General features: G+C 65.7%; 19 protein-coding genes. 13 read left to right on the top strand and 6 right to left on the bottom strand.

Features of this window, described 5'->3' with window-relative positions; all coding sequences use genetic code 11:
• The first annotated feature begins 38 nt into the window (after window positions 1–38).
• The 6 genes from AUL30_RS00605 to AUL30_RS00630 all read left to right on the top strand — a co-directional run bounded on the left by AUL30_RS00605 (window position 39) and on the right by AUL30_RS00630 (window position 6,234).
• The gene (locus AUL30_RS00605; protein WP_062225766.1) at window positions 39–932 is read left to right on the top strand and encodes a GntR family transcriptional regulator; all 894 of its coding nucleotides are present in this window, start codon (window positions 39–41) and stop codon (window positions 930–932) included.
• 238 nt (window positions 933–1,170) lie between these two features.
• Entirely contained in the window at window positions 1,171–2,862 is a 1,692-nt protein-coding gene (gene ggt / locus AUL30_RS00610; RefSeq protein ID WP_407638256.1) for a gamma-glutamyltransferase, read from the top strand.
• A gap of 68 nt (window positions 2,863–2,930) precedes the next feature.
• On the top strand, window positions 2,931–3,392 hold the full coding sequence (locus AUL30_RS00615) for a RidA family protein (protein WP_083507579.1): 462 nt from the start codon (window positions 2,931–2,933) through the stop codon (window positions 3,390–3,392).
• Window positions 3,393–3,504: 112 nt separating this feature from the next.
• Window positions 3,505–4,080, top strand: coding sequence for a hypothetical protein (locus AUL30_RS00620; protein WP_062225773.1), 576 nt, complete (start codon window positions 3,505–3,507; stop codon window positions 4,078–4,080).
• A 126-nt stretch (window positions 4,081–4,206) separates the two neighbouring features.
• A complete protein-coding gene (locus tag AUL30_RS00625; protein WP_062226476.1) occupies window positions 4,207–4,872 on the top strand; it encodes a response regulator in 666 nt (221 codons plus the stop codon).
• 3 nt (window positions 4,873–4,875) lie between these two features.
• On the top strand, window positions 4,876–6,234 hold the full coding sequence (locus AUL30_RS00630) for a sensor histidine kinase (RefSeq protein ID WP_083507580.1): 1,359 nt from the start codon (window positions 4,876–4,878) through the stop codon (window positions 6,232–6,234).
• 35 nt (window positions 6,235–6,269) lie between these two features.
• On the opposite strand, the gene AUL30_RS00635 is transcribed toward AUL30_RS00630, so the two are convergent.
• The 4 genes from AUL30_RS00635 to AUL30_RS00650 all read right to left on the bottom strand — a co-directional run bounded on the left by AUL30_RS00635 (window position 6,270) and on the right by AUL30_RS00650 (window position 10,332).
• Window positions 6,270–7,064 (bottom strand): ABC transporter ATP-binding protein, encoded by a 795-nt coding sequence (locus tag AUL30_RS00635; RefSeq protein WP_062225776.1) that lies wholly within the window; start codon window positions 7,062–7,064, stop codon window positions 6,270–6,272.
• Window positions 7,061–8,098 (bottom strand): FecCD family ABC transporter permease, encoded by a 1,038-nt coding sequence (locus AUL30_RS00640; RefSeq protein WP_407638257.1) that lies wholly within the window; start codon window positions 8,096–8,098, stop codon window positions 7,061–7,063. Before AUL30_RS00640 ends, AUL30_RS00635 begins: the two co-directional genes overlap by 4 nt.
• A gap of 53 nt (window positions 8,099–8,151) precedes the next feature.
• On the bottom strand, window positions 8,152–9,270 hold the full coding sequence (locus AUL30_RS00645) for an ABC transporter substrate-binding protein (RefSeq protein WP_062225780.1): 1,119 nt from the start codon (window positions 9,268–9,270) through the stop codon (window positions 8,152–8,154).
• A 120-nt stretch (window positions 9,271–9,390) separates the two neighbouring features.
• Window positions 9,391–10,332 carry a LysR family transcriptional regulator gene (locus AUL30_RS00650; RefSeq protein ID WP_062225781.1) on the bottom strand — a complete coding sequence of 314 codons (942 nt, stop codon included), beginning with the start codon at window positions 10,330–10,332 and terminating at the stop codon, window positions 9,391–9,393.
• Window positions 10,333–10,427: 95 nt separating this feature from the next.
• Here AUL30_RS00650 and AUL30_RS00655 point away from each other — a divergent pair, with 95 nt between their 5' ends.
• From AUL30_RS00655 to AUL30_RS00680, 6 genes are all read left to right on the top strand, one after another.
• On the top strand, window positions 10,428–11,531 hold the full coding sequence (locus AUL30_RS00655) for a 4-oxalomesaconate tautomerase (protein WP_062225783.1): 1,104 nt from the start codon (window positions 10,428–10,430) through the stop codon (window positions 11,529–11,531).
• A gap of 36 nt (window positions 11,532–11,567) precedes the next feature.
• Complete coding sequence (locus AUL30_RS00660; protein ID WP_062225785.1) at window positions 11,568–12,551, top strand: Bug family tripartite tricarboxylate transporter substrate binding protein; 984 nt, start codon at window positions 11,568–11,570, stop codon at window positions 12,549–12,551.
• Between the two features lie 142 nt (window positions 12,552–12,693).
• Window positions 12,694–13,365 carry a tripartite tricarboxylate transporter TctB family protein gene (locus AUL30_RS00665; protein ID WP_062225787.1) on the top strand — a complete coding sequence of 224 codons (672 nt, stop codon included), beginning with the start codon at window positions 12,694–12,696 and terminating at the stop codon, window positions 13,363–13,365.
• A 3-nt stretch (window positions 13,366–13,368) separates the two neighbouring features.
• Complete coding sequence (locus AUL30_RS00670; protein ID WP_062225789.1) at window positions 13,369–14,871, top strand: tripartite tricarboxylate transporter permease; 1,503 nt, start codon at window positions 13,369–13,371, stop codon at window positions 14,869–14,871.
• A gap of 115 nt (window positions 14,872–14,986) precedes the next feature.
• Window positions 14,987–15,397, top strand: coding sequence for an acyl-CoA thioesterase (locus tag AUL30_RS00675; protein ID WP_062225790.1), 411 nt, complete (start codon window positions 14,987–14,989; stop codon window positions 15,395–15,397).
• A 97-nt stretch (window positions 15,398–15,494) separates the two neighbouring features.
• Window positions 15,495–17,756, top strand: a complete 2,262-nt coding sequence (locus AUL30_RS00680; protein ID WP_062225791.1) for a putative bifunctional diguanylate cyclase/phosphodiesterase — start codon at window positions 15,495–15,497, stop codon at window positions 17,754–17,756.
• A 25-nt stretch (window positions 17,757–17,781) separates the two neighbouring features.
• On the opposite strand, the gene AUL30_RS00685 is transcribed toward AUL30_RS00680, so the two are convergent.
• A complete protein-coding gene (locus AUL30_RS00685; RefSeq protein ID WP_062225792.1) occupies window positions 17,782–18,216 on the bottom strand; it encodes a pyridoxamine 5'-phosphate oxidase family protein in 435 nt (144 codons plus the stop codon).
• Window positions 18,217–18,402: 186 nt separating this feature from the next.
• Between AUL30_RS00685 and hglS the strand changes: the two genes are divergently transcribed.
• A complete protein-coding gene (hglS, locus tag AUL30_RS00690; RefSeq protein ID WP_062226477.1) occupies window positions 18,403–19,815 on the top strand; it encodes a 2-oxoadipate dioxygenase/decarboxylase HglS in 1,413 nt (470 codons plus the stop codon).
• Here hglS and AUL30_RS00695 read toward each other — a convergent pair.
• Complete coding sequence (locus AUL30_RS00695) at window positions 19,812–20,633, bottom strand: cyclase family protein (protein WP_062225793.1); 822 nt, start codon at window positions 20,631–20,633, stop codon at window positions 19,812–19,814. The two genes, hglS and AUL30_RS00695, sit on opposite strands and share 4 nt — an antisense overlap.
• Between the last annotated feature and the right edge of the window lie 26 nt (window positions 20,634–20,659).

The raw sequence follows: 20,659 nt of genomic DNA on the forward strand, positions 1-20,659 counted from the left end.
GGCCACCTCAGGACGCAGGCGCAAACGGGACGACCAGAATGACGAACGAGCTTCGCTCGGAGCTTCGCAAGCACATCCTGACAAGCCTCCGTGTCGAGCGGATGGATGTCGGACAGCACGTACCGGAAAAGACCTTCGCAGCCTTCGGTACGAGCCGCGGCCCGATCCGCGCCGCCCTGGCCGAACTCGCGCGCGATGGCATTCTGGAATACCGATCCAACCGCGGCTACTTCATCGCCGATCTCGACGGCGTCACGACGCAGGATGCGCCGGGCGAGGAAGAGCGCGTCTACCGTGCGATTGCCGCAGACAGGCTCGCAGGCGATATCGGGGAGACTGTCACCGCCAACGAGGTGATGCGCCGCTACGAGGTGACCAGATCGGTCGTTCTGCGGGTCTTCGGCCGCATCGAGCGCGAAGGCTGGGCCGAGCGCCGCGCCGGGCGTGGCTGGACCTTCACCGCCATGGTCGACACGGTGGATGCATACCGCGAAATCTATGAAGTGCGCCGGGCGATCGAGCCCGCCGGCATCCTGGCCGATGCCTACCGGGCGGACAAGCCGACGCTCGTGACATGCCGGGAGCGGCAGGATTTCATTCTCGATCGTGGCCTGACGACGCTCGACCAGGGAGAGCTGTTCGCGATCCAGACAGATTTCCACGTGAAGGTCATGGAGATGTCCGGCAACCGCTTCTTCGTGCAGACGCTTCTGCGCCTGAACAGCCTGCGCCGCCTGGCAACATACCGCCAGGAGCGAGACAGGGACCGCGTCGAGATGCAGTGCCGCCAGCACGTCGCCATTCTCGATGCGCTGCTGGACGACGATCGCAGGACCGCCGCCGAACTCATGCGCGCGCATCTCGGCGGCAGCGATCGGGAAAGCCTCGCGCTCGACATTTTCGACGGACGCCGTCCGGGGAACAGCCGGTAGGCCGAAATATCCAGGCTCGGGCCACCACATTAGTTTTGGTTCCATAATCCATCTTATGCCATTTATGGGCGGCGCTGTACGGATGGCGGCAGACGCCGTTCCCCTCGGCGGAAAACCGGCATCCTTGACAAGACCGGTGCCCTGTCCTTCGATCCCCTTCCAACGCGGATGCAACCGGGAGTGAAGAATGAGGATCGAGCGCAGAACCATTCTTCTGATTGCCGGCCTGTCCGTCGCCATGAGCGGCCCGCCTTTCGCCTTTGCGGCTTCGCCGGCGCCGGTGGAAGGCAATGACGGGATGGTCGTTACGGCCCAGCATCTGGCATCCCGGATCGGGGTCGATGTGCTGCGTGATGGTGGCAACGCGGTGGATGCGGCTGTCGCGGTCGGTTATGCCCTGGCTGTCGTCTATCCGACGGCAGGCAATCTCGGCGGCGGTGGTTTCATGACCATCCGGCTGGCGGATGGAACCAGCACCTTTCTGGATTTTCGCGAACGCGCGCCCAAGGCCGCCACGCGGGACATGTATCTCGACGCGGCCGGTGAGCCCGTGCCGGGCGCCAGCACGGACACTTATCTTGCAATTGGCGTTCCGGGCTCGGTCGCCGGCTTCGAGATGGCGCGCGAGAAGTATGGCACGCTTGGCCGGGATCGGCTGATTGCACCCGCCATCGCCCTGGCCCGCGACGGTTTCGTGCTGGAGCCCGGCGATATCGCCTCGTTCACCGACGGCAACGACATGCTGGCAAAGGACCCGGCTGCGTCGCGCATCTTCCTGAAGGACGGCGAACCCTTGAGCCTTGGCGCGCGCCTCGTGCAGTCCGATCTTGCAGGATCGCTGCAGGCCATATCCGATCGGGGCGCCGACGCCTTCTACCAGGGTGAGATTGCCGATCTGATCGTCAAGGCGAGCGAGGCGAATGGCGGCATTCTCGCCAAGTCGGATTTTGAAGATTACGCGGTGCGGGAACTGGAGCCGGTCGCCTGCAACTATCGTGGCTACGACATCGTCTCATCGCCGCCGCCATCATCCGGCGGGCTGGTGATCTGCGAGATCCTCAACGTGCTCGAAGGCTACCCGATCTCCTATCTCGGCTATGGCTCGGCCGAGACCACGCGGCTGATGGTCGAGGCGATGCGCCATGCCTTCGTGGATCGCAACACGGCCCTTGGCGATCCGGATTTCGTGGAAAACCCCGTCGAAAAGCTGACAAGCAAGGCCTATGCCGAAGAGATCCGGGCGCGGATCGATCCGTACCGTGCCGGCGTCAGCGAAGAGCTGACCCCGGCCAGCGCTGCGGAATCACGCGAGACGACGCATTATTCGATCATCGACAAGGACGGCAACGCCGTCGCCGTGACCTATACGCTGAACGGCTCCTTCGGCACCGGCAAGGTCGCCGAGGGCACGGGCATTCTGCTGAACAACGAGATGGACGACTTCACGTCCAAGCCCGGCGTGCCGAACCTCTACGGCCTGGTGCAGGGCGAAGCCAATGCCATCGAACCCGGCAAATCGCCCCTCTCTTCCATGAGCCCCACCATCGTATCGCGCGATGGCAAGCCCTTCATGGTCATCGGCAGCCCCGGCGGTTCGCGCATCATCACCATCACCCTGTCGGCGATCATGAACGTGATCGACCATGGCATGGATATCAGCGAGGCCATCGACGCGCCGCGTATCCACCATCAGTGGCTTCCGGATCGCGTCTACATGGAGCCTTACGCCCTGTCCCCCGATACGCTGCGCATCCTGGCCGGCATGGGCTACACGGTCGGCATCGATCCGGACTGGACCATCTGGGGCGAGGCTGCGGGGATCCTGGTCGGCGGGCGCGATCTGCGGGAGATCGAGGCCGGCACCGGAACGGCCCGCTATTACGGCGCCATAGACAGCCGCGCAACGGCAGGCGCTGCTATCGGGTACTGAGCCTTCACCCGGCCTTGGCGCCTCGATGAACTGCCACGGCACCAATCCTGATGCAAAAGGACACGAGAATGTCAGTCGAAGAGCGTCTTTCGGCCCTGGGAATCACCCTGCCCTCCGCGCCCGTCCCGGTCGCCAATTACGTTCCCTATGTGCAGGAGGGCAAGCTGCTCTTCCTGTCCGGTCAGGGGCCGCGCCGGGAGGATGGGACCTATCCTGAAGGGATCGTCGGGCAGGATGTGGATATTCCGACGGCGCAAGGCCATGCGCGGCTGACGGGGATCAATCTTCTCGGCGCGCTGCAGGATGCCATCGGCGGGGACTGGTCCCGCGTGCGCCGGATCGTGAAAGTGCTGGCCATGGTCCGGGCAACCCCGGATTTCGATGGGCACCCCGTCGTGATCAACGGTTTCTCGGACCTCATGGTCGAGGTTCTGGGGGATCGCGGGCGGCATGCGCGCTCCGCCGTGGGGATGGGATCCCTGCCCAACCGCATGACGGTCGAGATCGAGATGATCGTCGCCATCGACTGAGCGAAAGCCCGCTTTAAAAAGCCCAACCGAAGCTGAACGAGGCGGTTCAGGCTGCGTCGTGGATGGGTCCGTTACAAACGTGACATCGCAAATCCAACACGGAAGACATGTCATGAATGAACACGAAACTGAGACCCACCGGGTATCGCCCGCATCCGAACCCGTCCAGGCGCAGCACCGGCTGAAGGGCCGGCGCGGAACCGCGCTGATGGGCGCCGCCGCGCTCGGGCTGCTGATGCTCGGCGCCGTCGGCGGGGCCACGGCCTGGAGCATGACCCGGGCGGATGCAGCAACGTTCGATGCCGACCTTCAGCCGACGGCCATCGCGCAATTGGCCGATGGAATGTCGCCGGTCGGCGTTCAGGGGCAGGTTGCGGAAATCTTCGGCAACAAGTTCATCGTCACCGATGGCGCCGCCCGCGCCTTGGTCGAAACGGGGCGCAAGGGAGAGGACGGCGATCTCGTCAAGACGGGCGAGAGCGTGACGGTGCAAGGCCGCTTCGAGCACGGCTTCCTGCATGCCGTTGCCATCCGGCATGCCGATGACAGCGTCGTGTTGCTGGCGCCGCCGCCCCCGCCGCGCCCCGACCATGGGCCCGGCGCGCGCCATGAGCGCCCGGAGCCTGCGCCGGCGGCGCCTGCCCCCGCGGCGCCCGCACCCGCCGCGCCGGCCCCTGCCGCCAACTGACGGTGAATGCTGGGGTGCCGGCCCATGGCCGGTGCCCCCGTACCCCTTGCAAAGGCTGTGCTTGCCCTTGGCCCGGCACCGTCTCATATCGTCACGGTGCCGCTGCAACGCGAAGGACCGCATCCCTTGAAAGTGCTTCTGGTGGAAGACGATGCCTCGATCGCGGGCAAGCTGGCGGAGCTGTTCCGGCGCGAGAACTTCGTCGTCGACGTGGCCGACAATGGGCGGGACGGCCAGCATCTGGGCGAGACGGAGACCTATGACGTCGCCGTCCTGGACCTCGGGCTGCCACTCGTGCCGGGGATCGAAGTTCTGCGGCAATGGCGCAAGGCCGGCCGGTCCCTGCCGGTCCTGATCCTGACCGCGCGGGATGGCTGGTCCGAGAAGGTCGAAGGCTTCAAGGCCGGCGCCGACGATTACGTCATGAAGCCCTTTCGCGGCGAGGAAGTCGTCATGCGCCTGCGCGCGCTCGTGCGCCGCGCAAATGGCCTTGCCGATAGTCGCATCGCCTGCGGACCGCTGCTTTACGACGCGCAGCTTGGCGGCTTCGAACTGGATGGCCTGCCCTTGCGCCTGACGGGTCTGGAGTGGCGCGTTCTGTCCTGCCTGATCCTGCGCAAAGGGCATGTCGTGCCGCGCATGGACCTGCTGGAGCGCGTCTATGACGGCGATGCGGATGTCGATTCCAATTCGCTCGAAGTCATCGTCGCCCGCCTGCGCCGCAAGATCGGCGCGGAGATGATCGAGACCGTGCGCGGGCATGGCTACCGCCTCGTACCGGCTGAGGGTTGAGCCATGCGGATGCCCTCATCCCTGGCCGGCCGGCTGTCGGTCATGTCGGCGGTGTCGATCGGCTGTGCCGTCTTGGTGGCGGCGCTGATCGTTCTTGCCACGCTGCAACGCTTCACGACCGGCCAGATCGACCAGCGCCTCGAGGCGCAGGCCTTCGCCATCGCCGCGGTGTTGCGCTCCGATTTGTCCGAGCCCGGCAGGCTCGGCGGCTTCATCGCCCCGCCGTTCGATCGGCCGCGTTCCGGCTGGACATGGCGCGTCGACGGGCCATCCGGCCCGATCGCCAGCTCCACCGATCAGCGCCCGCGCGGCCTGGACGATCCGCGCCCGCTGGACGGGCCGTCACCACCACGGCCGCCGCGCGACGAGGCTGAGCCGCGGAACGGGCCGCCCCCGTCCGACCGCGCGCTGCACACACGCCAGTTCGCCGTCACCGTCGATGGCCGTAACCTCACCATAACCGTGACGGCACCCGCACGCGCCATCACCGATCCTCTGTGGGATGTGGCGTCGGTGCTTCTGCCGGTTCTGCTGGGCCTCGGGCTCGTTCTCGTTCTGGCGACGTTCGGGGTGGTCCGCCTTGGCCTCAAGCCGCTTGGGCAGCTCACTCTTGCTTTGTCCGATGTGCGCGCCGGCCGCGCGTCGAGCGTCCCGCAGGATCAGCCGAAGGAACTGACACCCCTCGCCCAGGAATTGAACCGCCTTCTTAACGAAAACGCCCAAAACCTTGTACGCGCAAGACAACATGTCGCCAATCTTGCCCATGGTTTGAAGACGCCACTTGCGGATCTTGCTCTGACGCTGCGCGGTGCGCCGGCAGGTTCGGGCACAGATGCGCTCGCACTGGTCGAGCGGATGGACAGGCGCATCCGCCATCATCTGGCGCGGGCCCGCGCCGCTGCCCTGGACGGGCCGGCCGCCGTCGCCACGCCGGTCGCACCGCATGTGGAGGGCGTTCTCGATGTGCTTGGCCGCATCCATGCCGATCGGGGCTTGTCCTTTTCGCGGGATGTTCCGGCCAGCATGCTCGTCGCCGTCGAGGCGCAGGATCTCGACGAGATGCTCGGCAACCTCCTCGACAATGCGTGCCGCTACGCGACAGGGCGGGTCAGCATCTGCGCAGGGCGGGAGGGCGCGGACATCCTCATCCGTGTCGAGGATGATGGCCCCGGCCTGGCGCCCGGGGAAATACCACAGGCGCTCGCCCCCGGCGGGCGGCTGGACGAAATGACGCCGGGCCACGGCTTCGGCCTGCCCATCACCCGCGAACTCGCAGAACTCTATGGCGGTGGCCTGACCATCGAAGCGGCGGGCCTCAGCGGTCTTGCGGTCAGCTTGCGTCTTCCCGGCCAGGCATCCTGACGGGCTGGATGACCCGCACGGGAGTGCGCCGAGGCTCAGCCCGGTGCGTGCGTGCCGCTTAAGGGTTGGACGATGGGCGAGCCGCGCGCATCGCGCAGGATTTCCACATCGACACCATAGACCGAGCCGATCAGCGCAGGATCGGCTAGCTCCTGTGGCGGGCCCGATGCACGCAGCGTGCCGCCGCTGACGATCAGGAGATTGTCGGCATATTGGCAGGCAAGGTTCAGATCGTGCAGGACGACCACGGTGACGAGGTTCTTGGTCCGCGTCTCCCGGCGCACCACGTTCAGAAGCGCGATCTGGTGGCGCAGGTCCAGGGCGCTGACGGGCTCGTCCAGGAGCATGGCGGCGGGTGCGCGCATGAGAACCTGCGCGAACATGGCCATCTGGCGCTGGCCGCCGCTGATGGACCCGATGTCCCGGCCTGCCAGATGCGCGATTCCCGCATCCGCAAGGCATGTCATGGCCGCTTCCAGCGTGGCGTCGTCGATGTGGAATTGCAGGCGCTGCAAGCGGCCGAGGACGACCACTTCGAGGACCGACATGGACAGGTCGGCGCCGCAATCCTGCGGCATATAGGCCATGGCATCCCGCCATGCGTTGCGCCCGGCGGCGGCACCCTTGCCGGGCAGGATGGCGGACGACCCGAAGTCGATGCGCCCGCTGTCCAGCGCCAGCTCGCCGAAGAGTGCGCGCAGGAGCGTCGTCTTTCCGGCGCCGTTCGGGCCGATGACCGCATGAATTTGGCCGGGCTCGAGCGCTGCCGTGACCCCGGTCAGGACGGGGCTGCCCCCGCGCGACAGGCCGACATTGTCCAGCGTGATCATCGGTCCGTTCCCCGCGGGGCGAAGATGAGCCACAGAAGGAACGGCACGCCGACGATGGCGGTGACGATGCCAACGGGAAAGAGTGCCCCCGGTACGATGGATTTGGACAGGACCGACGCCGCCGACAGGATCAGCGCGCCGCACATCATCGACATGGGTAGAAGGAAACGTTGATCTTCGCCAACATTCATCCGCGCGATATGGGGGGCGACAAGCCCGACGAAGCCGATCACGCCGACAAAGCTCGTGGCCGTCGCCGTCATGACGGCGACGAGTAGAAGCACCTTCATGCGCAGCCTGCGCACATCGACGCCAAGGCTCGACGCCCGGCTTTCGCCCATCCGGAGCGCAGCGAGCTTCCAGGAATCGCGCATGAGGATGAAACCGCACAGCGCCGTCACGCCCGTGGTCAGCCAGAAGGTCGGCCAGGTGGCCTTGGTCAGGCTGCCGAACAGCCAGAAGAGGATCTGCTGCGACAGTTCGGGCGAGGACAGGAACTGCACGAGCGACAGGAGCGATTGGAACAGGAACAGAAGCGCGATGCCGCCCAAAATGATCGTATCGCCGCGCATGCGGCGCATCGAGGCCAGGGCAAACAGGAACAGCGCCGACAGCATGGCGAAGACGAAGGCGCCGATCGGCACGGCGAACATGGCATCGAGCCCGAAGCCGCCGACCGCCAGCACGAGCGCCGCCCCGAAGCCGGCCGCCGCCGCCATGCCCAGCGTATAGGGGCTGGCCATGGGATTGTTCAGGATCGTCTGCATCTGCGCCCCGCCCGCGCCGAGGGCCGCACCGACGCTGAGCGCCATCAGCGCCATGGGAAGGCGCAGTTGCCAGACGATGGTGTCCGTCATCTCCGCTCGGGTTCCGAGCCGGGTCAGTGATCGGACGACCTCTCCCGGCGGCAGGAGCGACGGGCCGGTGGCGATATCGAGAACGAGGCAGCAAACCGTGATGAGGCCGAACACAAGCAGCGCGCGCCACCGCCGCCCTTCCCGGCGGCGGTGCTCGGCGATCGCGTCGCGATGCAGCGAAGGCGGCGTCGGGCCGTTGCTCTTCGCCGACCCGGTTTGAGTCTGGCGGCTCAATCCTTTACGCCGATGGCGAAGGTGCCGTCGGGCGTGACGGGAAGGTAGCGGGCGTAATAGGCCATGTAGTTGGCCACGGGATCGACGTCCTCGAATGCCGTGGGGTAGAGCTGCTTGGCAATGAACTGCACCATGGCAAAATCCGACAGGGTGCGCGAGGCGCCTTGATAGACACCGTAGAGGCGGCCGTCGCGGATGGCCGGCAGCTCGGACCAGCCCGGACGGGTTTCGAAAGCCTCCAGCTTGGCGCGGGCGTCTTCTGCCGAAACGCCCTGCCCCATTGGCAGCGCGGCGGGATTGGCGTTGTTCTCGCGGCCGGAAATGAAGATCGCATCGGGGCGGGCGGCCAGGACCTGTTCGGGATTGATCGGCCCCCACCATTCGACGAAAGGCGCGGCGATGTTGTCGCCTCCGGCGGCCGTCGCCATGGCGCCCCACATGTTCTTGCCATAGGTGAAAGAATATTCCGCCGGACCCTTGTTGCCGAACTCCATATAGACTTTCGGCTTGGGCTGTCCGCTGCGGGCGATGCGCTCCGCAACGTCCTTTAAACTGTCCTCGTAAAAGTCGGCTATTTCGTCAGCGCGGGCTTCCTGGCCAGTCACCGCCCCCAGAATGCGGGTCGAGGCCGTGTGCCGCTCGACCGTCTGGGCATTGTAATCCACGACGACGATGGGAACGCCCGCATCGACGATACGCTCCGCATCGAGCCCCAGCGCTTTGTACTGCCAGTCGGCCAGGACAACGAGATCCGGCTGCAGCGACAGGACCTTCTCGACCGAGAAGGTCTGGGCGTCGATCTCTCCGACATCGGCGATGTCGCCGAGCGAAGGACGGTGGGCCAGATGCATCGCCCAGTTGGCCGGCACCTTGCCCACCCAGGCTTCCCGCGACAGGCCGACGACATGATCGTAGGCTTCCTCGCCGCCGACGGCCATGTAGTCCTCGAAGTAGAAGCCGAGCACGACGCGCTGGGCCGGCAGGTCCACCGTCACCTCACGTCCGATGACATCGGTCAGGATGCGTTGCTCGGCCGCTGCCTGCGAAGAGAGCCCAATCCAAAGACAGGGGGCGACGAGCGCTGCGAGGGCAGCGCGATGGAGGGTGCCGAGCACGGGTAACTCCTGCGTGATCCAAGGTTTCGCAGCCGGCTAGCAAAGTGGTGCGCGGGAGGCAATATATTTATCTTATAACGGTTCCAAGGTGTTATCTCCGCATCGGGGTGCATGGTTGCGCTACGCGGTTGGCGCAATCTGCCGGGCCGTATTGATGGCCGCATCGTCCTGCCACTCGCCCAGAAGCATATCCAGGAAGTGGCCGGCAGCGGGGGAAAGCCGGCTCTGTCTCCGCCGCACGACACCGATCGAGCGCGAAACCTCCGGTTCCACCAAAGGGCGCGTGGTCAGGTAGGCATGCTCGTCCTGCGGGGTGGCGAGGCTCGGCAGGACGGAGACGCCGAGTCCGGCCTCGACCAGGCCGAGTGAGGTGGACAGATGCGTCACCTCATAGAACCATTGCAGGCGCAGGTTCGAGCGGGCCAGCGCGGCATCGAGCAGGGTACGGTTGCCGCTCGTGCGTCCCACCGTAATCAGCCGATGCCCTTCGAGCTCGGACCAGCGGATGGGACCCGTCGTCGCGGCCAGCGGATGGTCCTTGCGGCAGGCCAGCACGAAAGGGTCGTCCATGAGCGGGGTGAACTGCAGGTCCGGATCGGAAGATGCCGACAGGGTGATGCCGAACTCGACCTCCCCGCGCGCCACGCTGGCCAATCCGTCATTGGCGCTGAGGTCCAGGATGCGGAACCGGATCTGCGGGAACTGTGCGTTAAATCGCTTGATGACGCGGGGCAGGAAGTAGAAGGCCGCCGTCGGCAGGCAGGCGATCGTCACGACGGCCGATTGCCGCTCCCCCAGCTCGCGGACCGAGAAGAGCGATTGGTCGAACTCGTCCAGCATGCGCCGCACCAGCGGCACGAGTTCACGCCCGACGGCGGTGGGCGCCACGCGGCGGGTGGTTCGCTCCAGAAGCGCGGCGCCGACGGCCGCCTCCAGCTTCTGGATGCGCCGGGTCAGCGCCGGTTGCGACAGGTTCAGCGCGTCGGCTGCCTTGTGGAAGCCTTCCAGCTCCACCACCGCCAGGAATGCGCGAAGGTCCAGAACTTCACAATTGATGCTCATAGTGAAACAGTCCGCCAAATCTTTGCATTTCACGCCCGGATCAATTCGGCGTAAGTGCATCAATACAAGTTATTGGTGCATTGAGCGCAAGAGCCATGGCCACTTCGACTGCCCATATTGCGACCCGCATTCCCGCCGTCCTGATGCGCGGTGGCACGTCCCGGGGTCCGTTCATCCTGGAGCGCGACCTGCCGGCGGATGCCTTGCTGCGTGACAAGGCGCTTCTGGAGATCATGGGTTCGCCCGATCCGCTGCAGATCAACGGCATCGGCGGCGGCGATCCCTTGACCAGCAAGGTCGCCATCATCGCGCCGTCGGAGCGCCCCGGCATCGATGTGGAATATCTCTTCGCGCAGGTCAGCGTGACGCAGCCCGTCGTCGATACCAACCCCAATTGCGGCAACATGCTTTCGGCGGTTGGGCCCTTTGCCATCGAAGCAGGGCTGGTGCGGCCGGGCGACGTGGAGACGACGGTCCGCATCTACAACCGCAACACCGGTACGAGCGTGGATGCCGTCGTGCAGACGCCGGGCGGCACGGTGACTTATGATGGCGGCGCGGAGATCGACGGCGTTCCGGGCTCGGCGGCGCCGATCAAGCTGACCTTCCTCGATGCGACCGGATCCAAGACCGGACAGCTCTTCCCCACCGGCGAGCGGCGCGAGATCATCGACGATATCGTGGTCAGCCTGGTCGACTATGCCATGCCCATGATGCTCGTTGCCGCGGCGGATCTGGGTCTTGCAGGCGATGAACGCCCGGAGGAGCTGGATTTGCAGCGGGATCTGTTCCAGCGCCTCGAGGCGATGCGCCGGGAAGCCGGCCGTCGCATGGGGCTGGGCGATGTATCCAACATGGTCGTCCCCAAGATCGGCCTTTTGTCCGGGCCGCGGCGCGCCGATGGCACGATCACGTCGCGCTACCTGGTGCCGCATCGCACGCACCGCGCCCACGCCGTCACGGGCGCCCTCTGCGTTGCGGTGGCCGCCCGCTCCATCGGAACCGTGGCCCACGATGTCGCCCGGCCAGACGATGGTTCGGGCACGATCCTGATCGAGCATCCGAGCGGCAAGATTTCCATAGACCTCGTCATGGGAGAGGACGGCACGGTCCGCCGCGCCAGTCTGATCCGAACCGCCCGTCGCATCTTCGAGGGCAATGTCATCCTGTCGAGCGACGCGCAAACCGGCGCCGCCTGACACTTCATCCAAAATCATTTTCTGGGAGGAAACCACATGATCACCCGCCGCATTCTCTGCGCCCTGGCGCTCCTGACGACAAGCTTCATCTCTGCGCCCGCTGCCTTTGCCCAGTCGGACGATTATCCGAGCCGCCCGGTCAAGCTGATCGTTCCCTATGCCGCCGGCGGCGGTACCGATGCCATTGCGCGCCTGGTCGCCAATGGCGTGGGTCAGAAGCTCGGCCAATCCATGGTCGTGGAAAATAACGGCTCGGCCGGCGGCAACGTCGCCTCGCAGCAGGCCGCCAATTCCGATGCCGATGGCTACACGGTGCTGATGGCCAACCAGGGACCGATGGTGGTGAACCCGCATCTGTTCAAGAACATGAAGCTGGATCCGCTGACCGCATTCGACCCCGTCACGCTGATCGCCAAGTCGCCTCTCGTGGTCGTCGTGTCGAAGAATTCGCCCTATAAGAGCTTTGCAGACCTCGTCGCCTTCGGCAAGGAAAACCCGGGCGAGCTGATGTACGGCTCGGCCGGGAACGGTTCGGCAAGCCACCTGGCCACCGAGCTCTTCCTGGCACAGGCCGGGATCGAGGCCGTGCACGTGCCCTACAAGGGCGCCGGCCCCGCGCTGAACGACATGCTCGGCGGCCGCGGCGACTTCATGGTCACCACCCTGCCCTCGGTCCTCGGCCTGATGGACAGTGGCGACATGGTGCCTCTGGCCGTAACGACCGAAAGCCGTGTTGCCTCGCTGCCGGACGTGCCGACCATCGCCGAGAGCGGTCTTCCCGATTACGTATCGGCAGCCTGGTACGGCTTTGCGGTGCCGAAGGGCACGCCGGCCCCGATCATCGACAAGATCCGCACCGCGACCGTCGAGGCCCTTGCCGAGCCGGCCGTCAAGGAGCGGCTCGAGGCGGAAGGCGCGGAAATCGTCGGCGATACGCCGCAGGAATTCGCCGACATGATGAAGTCGGAATCGCAGCGCTGGGCCACCTTCCTGGCGCAGAGCGGAATTGCCATCGACTGACCGATCGGGCCCGCTCCGCACTCCGGGGCGGGCCCGTCGATGCTTGAGGCCTTACGCGCCGATCACCTGCGCGCACGAGCCTGCCGCCGCGCCGACCGGGAGGGGTCGCGGCCACTGACCAGCACATCCGGGAGAGAGATCGATGACGACCGCAAGGGGTCCTATCACGCCGCATGCGCGGCCCAAAGCGGGCACGGACCCGCGCAACATCGCCGCCGGGCTGGTGCTCATAGCCCTCGCCGCCCTTGCCGTCTGGCTGACATCGGACCTGTCGCGCGGGACGCTGCGCTCCGTGGGGCCGGCCATGCTGCCGCAGGCTGTCGCTGTCCTGATCGGCCTGTGCGGCGTGGCGCTGGCGATCAGCGGCCTGCGGCGCGGGTCGGACTCCGAGCCCGTCCTTTGGTCGCTCCGCGGACCGCTCTTCGTGATGGCCGGCATCGCACTCTTTGCCTTCACGATCCGGCCCATGCATTTCGAACGCTTCACCACGCTGGAACTCGGCCTCGTCGTTTCGGGCCCGCTCGCCATCATCGTGGGCGGCTATGCCTCTCCGCATGCGCGGTTCCGTGATCTCGCCATCCTGGCGCTCAGCCTGACGCCCTTCTGCATGCTCCTGTTCGGCGACATGCTGAACCTGCCCATCCCCATCCTGCCGCGGCCCGTCGCGGAAGTTCTCTTTGCCGGCTGGTCCTACAAGACGGCCCTGCGCGTCACGTCGGCGGTGCTGCTGGCCGCTGCCGCGATCCTCTTTCTAGCGACGCGCGGCAGGACGCCGCCCGCCATGGATGTCGCACAGCATGACGGGACGATCTGAGCCATGATGGACCTGCTCACCAATCTTGGCCTCGGCTTTGCCGTTGCGCTCACGCTGAAGAATATCGGCCTGTGCCTGATCGGCTGCATGGTCGGCACGCTCGTCGGCATTCTGCCCGGCGTCGGCCCCATCGCCACCATATCCATGCTTCTGCCCATCACCTTCGGGCTCGATCCCGTCGGCGCCCTCATCATGCTGGCCGGCATCTATTACGGCGCCCAGTATGGCGGCTCCACCACGGCGATCCTCGTCAACATACCGGGCGAGGCCACGGCGGTCGTCACCACGCTGGATGGCCACCAGATGGCCAAGCAGGGCCGTGCGGGCATTGCGCTCGGCATTGCGGCGATCGGCTCCTTCATCGCCGGCACCGTCGCCACCCTGACCATCGCCGCACTTGCCAAGCCGCTGACGGGCCTGGCGCTCGTCTTCGGGCCGGCGGAGTATTTCTCGCTGATGGTCATGGGGCTTGTCTTCGCGGTCGTGCTGGCACATGGCTCCATCGTCAAGGCGATCGCGATGATCCTGACGGGCATCCTCCTGTCGACCGTCGGCATCGATATCGAAACGGGCGAGTCCCGCATGACGCTCGGCTTCGACTTCCTTTATGACGGGATCGACTTCGCAGTGCTGGCGATGGGCGTGTTCGGCATTGCCGAGATCCTGCGCAATCTCGACAATGTGGAAACGCGCGACATCGTCCGCCAGACCATCGGCCGTCTCCTGCCGGGGCTGGCGGAAATGCGCCAGTCCGCCGCGCCTATCGCACGCGGTACGCTGATCGGCTCCATCCTGGGGATTCTTCCGGGCAACGGCGCAGTGCTCGCCCCCTTTGCGGCCTATTCGCTCGAAAAGAAGCTTGCAAAGGAGCCGGGGCGGTTCGGCAAGGGCGCCATCGAGGGCGTCGCCGGGCCGGAAAGCGCCAACAATGCCGGGGCGCAAACCTCCTTCATTCCGCTCCTGACGCTGGGCATTCCGCCCAACGCCGTCATGGCGCTGATGGTCGGGGCCATGACGATCCATGGCATCGTGCCCGGACCTCTGGTGATGACGAACTCGCCCGATCTGTTCTGGGGCATGATCGCCTCCATGTGGATCGGCAACCTCATGCTGCTCATCATCAACCTGCCGATGATCGGGGTCTGGGTCCGGCTCCTGAAGGTACCGTACCAGCTGATGTTCCCGGCCATCCTGATGTTCTGCTGCATCGGCATCTTCTCGATCAATGCCGAACCGGTCCAGGTGCTGATGATCGCCGTCTTCGGCTTTGTCGGATACCTCATCAGCAAGCTCGGCTTCGAGCCCGCTCCGCTGCTGCTCGGCTTCGTGCTCGGCCGGCTGATGGAAGAAAACTTCCGCCGCGCGCTGTTGATGTCCCGGGGCGATATGATGACCTTCGTCGAAAGCCCGATCTCCGCCACGCTCCTTGTGATTGCGGTCCTGCTTCTGGTCGTTTCGCTTTTGCCGAACTTGCGCCGCAGCCGGGACGAGGTATTCACGGAATAGGTTTCAGGCCGCCTGTTGCTTGAAACCCTATGACACCCAGCATCCGCCCCCACCCGCCCTGCACGGCGCGTGGGGGCGAATGCATTCATGTTCGTCACCTTGAAGGAGTATGCCCATGGCGCCCGTCTCTTCCACGGCCTCTGCCCCATCGGGCGAAGCGACCATCCGCACCATCGCCATGCCGGCCGATACGAACCCGGCCGGAGACATCTTCGGGGGTTGGCTCCTGGCGCAGATGGATTTTGCGGCCGGGGCCGCCGCAGCACGGCGGGCACGGGGCCGCTGCGCCACGATCGCCATCGAGGCGATGCGTTTCCTCAAGCCCGTCTATGTCGGTGACGAAGTCAGCCTCTATGCGACCGTCCTGCATGTCGGACGCACCTCCATGCGGATCAATGTGGAAGCCTGGCGCCGCAGCCGTGAAGGGGAAGAAATCGAACAGGTCACGGAAGGCGTCTTCACCTTCGTCGCCATCGATGCCGACCGTCGGCCGCGTCCGATCGACCACACTCCCCCGGTGTCGTGACGCGCGCCTCTGGACGCTACCACCAACGGTTCTAAGATGGTTAATGATGGGCGAAGCATGATGCTGGCCGCACCATCGTGGAGCTCTAACGGAAAGCATGACTGGCCCGCAAACGTCGGCCATAGAGGCTGTCGATCATCGCCTGCTCGCCATGGTGGCGACGCTGTGCGTTCTCTGCCTTCTGACCGGAACGGTGATCGGTTGGATCGGGTCGCGAAGGTCTCGGCACCGACCGGCGGAGGCAGCCTGCCGGGACGTGGAGGACAAGCTCGCACGCGTCCAGGCTCACCACCAGGCGTTCGTGGAGTTGAGCGCTCAGGTCCTGTGGGTGGCCGACAAGGACGCGGCCGTGACAGAGGTCAACTCCACATGGGAGCAGCTTGTCGGCCTTCCGTCAGAGTTGGCCAAAGGCGATGGCTGGCTGCGCGTCCTTCACCCGGACGACGTCGGACCCATGCAGCGGCTGTGGAAGGAAGCGGCGGCCGAGGGCGCACCGGTCGACTTTCGCCACCGGATCCGGGCCGCCGATGGAAACTATGTCTGGGTTCGCGGGCGCGCCAGATTGCGGCGCGACGCGGCCGGTCATCCGATCGCCTGGTATGGCAGCCTGGAGAACATACACGACCAGGTCATGGCGGAGGTTGCGCTTCGGGAAAGCGAGGAACGCTATCGCCTGGCGAGCCGTGCGACGAGCGATATCATCTGGGACTGGTCGGTGGCCGAGGGCCTCAAGCGTTGGGCCGGCGCGTATCGGGAGATCCTCGGATATACGGACCTCGACCGCGGAACGGATTACGACTGGTGGCAGTCACGTATCGCACCGGACGATCTGCCGCGTGTTCTGGAAAGCCAGGCGCGTGCGCTGGGTGGAACCGATCGACGATGGAGCGAGGAATACCGCTTCCGGACGCAGTCAGGCGAGTATATCCACGTCCGGTCCCGCAGCCTCATCATCCGCGATGCCTGCGGCAAGCCGGTCCGCATCGTCGGCTCCATGGCCGACATCACGGAACGCAAGAAGGCGGAAGCGGAACTGGAGCGCGCCGCATTCCACGATCCCTTGACGCGCCTGCCCAACCGGGCGCTTTATCTTCGGCGGCTGCGAGAAGCCATTGCCCGGGCGGAGCGCAGCGGCGGCGCCGTTGCCCTGATCGTCCTGGACGTCAACTCCTTCAAGGAAATCAACGATACGCTGGGCCACCGCGGTGGCGACGAGGTGCTGATACGCCTGTCGGAACGGCTGCAGGCACACCTGCTCCCGTCCTGCACGGTGGCGCGGCTCGGCGGCGACGAGTTCGCCGTCATCCTGCCGAACCTTGCCGATGCGCAGGCCTTTCACCCGCTGGTCGATATTCTGGCGGCGCAATTGGCCGACACGATCACCGTCGACAGCCTGATCGTCCCGATCAGCGTGTCGGCGGGTATCGCGGTATGGCCGCGCGACGCGACCGATCCCGATACGCTCCTGACCGCCGCCGATCTTGCGCTCTATGACGCCAAGACAGATGCCCCGGGAACATTCCGCGAATACACGCCGGTCCTGCGCACTGCCCTGGAACGGCGCATGGGCATGCTGGCAGCCGCACGCCGTGGTTTGGCCGAACGGCGCATCCTGGCCTACTACCAGCCGAAAGTGGAGCTCGAGACCGGGCGCATCATGGGCTGGGAAGCGCTCCTGCGCATGGTGGGAGAGGATGGGAGCATCCGGAGCCCGGCCGACATCGAGGCGGCATTCTGCGATGCGGAGATCACCGTCAGCCTGACCGATGCGATGCTGGCGCAGGTTTTCGCCGACATGGCGCATTGGCGGGATGCGGGGCTGGATGTCGGCCGGGTCGCCATCAACCTGTCCGCCGGAGATTTCCGCAAGCAGACCCTGGCCAACCGCATTCGACGCTGCGCCGCCCGGTACGGCCAATCCCTGAGCGCGTTGGACCTTGAGGTGACCGAAGGTGTGCTGATCGGCCAACTCGGGCCGGATGTCTCGCGCATGCTCGAAGAGCTGCGCGCGGAGGGTGTGCTCGTGGCCCTGGACGATTTCGGGACCGGCTACGCATCTCTGACGCACCTTCAGCGGTTCCCGGTCGACGTCATCAAGATCGACAAGACCTTTATCGACCGGATCGGCGGTCCCGACCCGAAGGCAAGCGCCGTGACCGACGCGATCCTCGACATGGCGCAGCGGCTGCAGATGCAAACCGTGGCCGAAGGGATCGAAACCGTCGAACAGGCCGTCTACTTACGTGAGCGCGGCTGCACGATCGGCCAGGGCTATCTGTTCAGCCGTCCCATGCCGGCCACGCAGGTGCCGATCTTCCTGAGCAATCACCGGCCGGAGAATGCGCGGTTCGGCGGCTGACGGCAGCGCCGAACCGCGACTTCCTTCAGACGGTGACGGAGCCCTCTTCTTCGCCATCCCAATAGCGGATCCGGCCGGCATGGACCTTGATCATGACCATCCCGGGAGTGTCCGTGCCGTCCGGGAACCAGCGCTCCAGATCGCTATACCAGTGTTCCTCAAAGGCGGCCTTGTCGCGGATGATTTCCGCCGTGCCTTCGGCCGACAGGAAGATGCCCGGCCCGCCCAGAAGGCCGCCGGCGCCAGCGAAGGTCAGCGTCACGTCCGGATTGGCCTCGATCTGCGGGATCTTGGCCGAGTCCTCATAGGCGAAGAACCAGGAGTCGCCATCATACTCCACATCGCCATTGTTGCTCATCGGACGGCTCGTCAGGGCGGCTTCGCGCCCCTGTGTGACCAGCATGCAGAAATCGATATCCGCCATCTTCTTGGAAAGATCGCTCAACGTCATCGTCGCCATGGAAAGCTCCTCGCCTGTGTTGCAGAACGAACGTGGCAGCGCGTCTGACGTTCCTGCACCGGCATGGGCGACAGATGGAAGCACCGGCATTCCATAGCGGAATGGCGGTGCGAGAAGGTGTCGTTTGTTCTGCAGCCGGCCAGTGGGCAGAGTCCGGCCTATTCGCATCGCACCGAAGGAAACTCCGTGGCCGCCCTCGCGCACTTCGTTTCGCCAGACGATATCCGCACGCGCTTTTCCCGCGCCATGTCCGACATGTACCGGACGGAGGTGCCCCAATACGGTACCCTCATGGCGCTGGTCGAAGAGGTGAACGCCGCGTGCCTCAAAGCGGACCCGGAGCTTCGGGCGCGCCTGGAGCGCGCCGGGGAGCTCGACCGGCTGTCAGATGAGCGTCACGGCGCCATTCGCCTGGGAACCGCACAGGAACTGCGGAAGATGGGGCGCATGTTTGCCGTGATGGGTATGGTCCCGGTCGGCTATTACGATCTGGCCGTAGCCGGAATTCCCGTCCACTCGACGGCCTTCCGCCCGGTGGACGACGCGGCCCTGGCGCACAACCCCTTCCGGGTCTTCACCTCGCTCCTGCGCACCGACCTGATCGAGGATGAGGGCCTGCGCGCGACTGCCGAGCAAATCCTGTCCAAACGCGCCATCTTCACGCCGGAAGCGCTGCGCCTGATCGCCCTGGCCGAGGATCAGGGCGGGCTGGCTGAAGGCGACGCCGAGCGCTTCGTCGCAGAAGCGCTGGAAACCTTCCGCTGGCATGCGCAGGCAACGGTGGATCATGAAACCTACGAGCGGATGGCCAGTGCCCACCGCCTGATCGCCGATATCGTCTGCTTCAAGGGCCCGCATATCAACCACCTCACCCCGCGCACGCTGGATATCGAAGCGGTGCAGCGGGCAATGCCGCAACGGGGGATCAGCCCGAAGGCCGTGATCGAAGGCCCGCCGCAGCGCGCCTGCGCGATCCTCCTGCGGCAAACGAGCTTCAAGGCGCTGGAGGAAGAGATCCTGTTTCCCGCAGCACAGGGCCATGTGCCCGGCCGTCACACGGCGCGGTTCGGGGAGATCGAGCAGCGCGGCGTTGCCCTGACGCCCGCCGGCCGCGCGCTCTACGACACGCTTCTCGCCCAAGTGCGCGCATCGGCCGCGGTCGGCGCGTCGGGCCAGGGCGCGCAAACCTACGAGGCGACGCTGACGCAGGTCTTCGAAGCACTGCCGGACACATGGGACGGCTTGCGCACCGGCTGCCTTGCCTATTTTCGCTACGCGCCGACCGCCGCGGGCCTTGCTGCCGTGCGCAGCGCCGGCACGAGCGCATCGCAGAGCCTGGACGCGCTCGTGGCCTGTGGCTTCGTCACCGCCGACCCCATCGTCTATGAGGATTTCCTGCCGGTCTCGGCCGCAGGCATCTTCCAGTCCAATCTTGGCACCGACGCGCAATCCAATGCAGGCGCCCGGGGCAACAGGACCCTGTTCGAAGAGGCGCTCGGGCGATCCGTCATCGACGAGACGCACCTGTACGAAACGGCACAGGCCCGCTCGATCGAGGCGACCCTGGCGGCCCTGCGGCCCTTGTCGGCGGTCGCCTAAAGGAGCGCCAGCACCCGCGCCGGCCCGCCGGTTCCGCCCTTGTGTTTCGGCGCGCCGACGACGATCGTCGCGCCGGTGACCGGCAGTTCTTCCAGATTGGCGAGCCCCTCTATGCCGTAGCGCCCGCCGGGCAGCCACGAATTGTGAACCGCAAAATCCTGCGAATTGCCCGGATCCAGCGACAGCGTATCCACGCCGATGGCGGCGACATCCATTTGCGCCAGAAGGTCGGTGGCCGAGGTGGCGAAACCGGGAAAGGCGAACTGGCCCTGCGGATCGTTGCGGAAGGCGGGCTCCCCGACCTTGGCCGCCCAGCCCGAGCGCAGGGCCACACAGGCACCGGCCGGAATATCGCCGTTCGCCGAGATGAAGGCTTCGATATCGGCCGCCTCGACCGTGGCGTTCGGGTCGGACCGCGCCTTGTCGGTGATGTCGACGATGACGAGCGGACAGACGAGATCCTGCGGCGCAAGCGCGTCCACGCTCAAACCATCGCTTGAGAAATGCAGCGGTGCGTCGATATGGGTGCCCGTATGTTCGAAGATCGTCAGCTTGTAGAGCTGGTATCCGCTCTCATCGAACTTCACGGCCTGTTCGTAGACAATGCCGGGTACACCGTCGAAGGTCGGAAAAGCGCCGTCATAGGCATGGGTGAGATCGACCACCTTGCCCGATGCGGCGACGGGCTGCGCCATGGCCCGGCGGGGCGAAACCGCCAGCGAAGTTGCGGTACCAAGGCCGAGCGCCGCGCCACCCAGAAGCATGCGCCGGGACAACATGTTCTCCCGCACGCCGTCAATCACACATTGATTGCACATGGCCTGGCTTTCCCCTGCATCGGTTG

This window comes from Aureimonas frigidaquae, from assembly GCF_001463905.1.
GTDB classification, from domain to species: Bacteria; Pseudomonadota; Alphaproteobacteria; order Rhizobiales; family Rhizobiaceae; genus Aureimonas; species Aureimonas frigidaquae.

What these genes read in the sequence shown, in the direction of transcription:
- ggt (WP_407638256.1), top strand. Translation starts at nt 1,171, where the DNA reads ATGAGCGGCCCGCCTTTCGCCTTTGCGGCTTCGCCGGCGCCGGTGGAA.
- AUL30_RS00650 (WP_062225781.1), bottom strand. Translation starts at nt 10,332, where the DNA reads ATGAGCATCAATTGTGAAGTTCTGGACCTTCGCGCATTCCTGGCGGTG.
- AUL30_RS00655 (WP_062225783.1), top strand. Translation starts at nt 10,428, where the DNA reads ATGGCCACTTCGACTGCCCATATTGCGACCCGCATTCCCGCCGTCCTG.
- AUL30_RS00675 (WP_062225790.1), top strand. Translation starts at nt 14,987, where the DNA reads ATGGCGCCCGTCTCTTCCACGGCCTCTGCCCCATCGGGCGAAGCGACC.
- AUL30_RS00695 (WP_062225793.1), bottom strand. Translation starts at nt 20,633, where the DNA reads ATGTGCAATCAATGTGTGATTGACGGCGTGCGGGAGAACATGTTGTCC.
- AUL30_RS00665 (WP_062225787.1), top strand. Translation starts at nt 12,694, where the DNA reads ATGACGACCGCAAGGGGTCCTATCACGCCGCATGCGCGGCCCAAAGCG.
- AUL30_RS00620 (WP_062225773.1), top strand. Translation starts at nt 3,505, where the DNA reads ATGAATGAACACGAAACTGAGACCCACCGGGTATCGCCCGCATCCGAA.
- AUL30_RS00605 (WP_062225766.1), top strand. Translation starts at nt 39, where the DNA reads ATGACGAACGAGCTTCGCTCGGAGCTTCGCAAGCACATCCTGACAAGC.
- AUL30_RS00680 (WP_062225791.1), top strand. Translation starts at nt 15,495, where the DNA reads ATGACTGGCCCGCAAACGTCGGCCATAGAGGCTGTCGATCATCGCCTG.
- AUL30_RS00635 (WP_062225776.1), bottom strand. Translation starts at nt 7,064, where the DNA reads ATGATCACGCTGGACAATGTCGGCCTGTCGCGCGGGGGCAGCCCCGTC.
- AUL30_RS00660 (WP_062225785.1), top strand. Translation starts at nt 11,568, where the DNA reads ATGATCACCCGCCGCATTCTCTGCGCCCTGGCGCTCCTGACGACAAGC.
- AUL30_RS00670 (WP_062225789.1), top strand. Translation starts at nt 13,369, where the DNA reads ATGATGGACCTGCTCACCAATCTTGGCCTCGGCTTTGCCGTTGCGCTC.
- AUL30_RS00615 (WP_083507579.1), top strand. Translation starts at nt 2,931, where the DNA reads ATGTCAGTCGAAGAGCGTCTTTCGGCCCTGGGAATCACCCTGCCCTCC.
- AUL30_RS00685 (WP_062225792.1), bottom strand. Translation starts at nt 18,216, where the DNA reads ATGGCGACGATGACGTTGAGCGATCTTTCCAAGAAGATGGCGGATATC.
- AUL30_RS00630 (WP_083507580.1), top strand. Translation starts at nt 4,876, where the DNA reads ATGCGGATGCCCTCATCCCTGGCCGGCCGGCTGTCGGTCATGTCGGCG.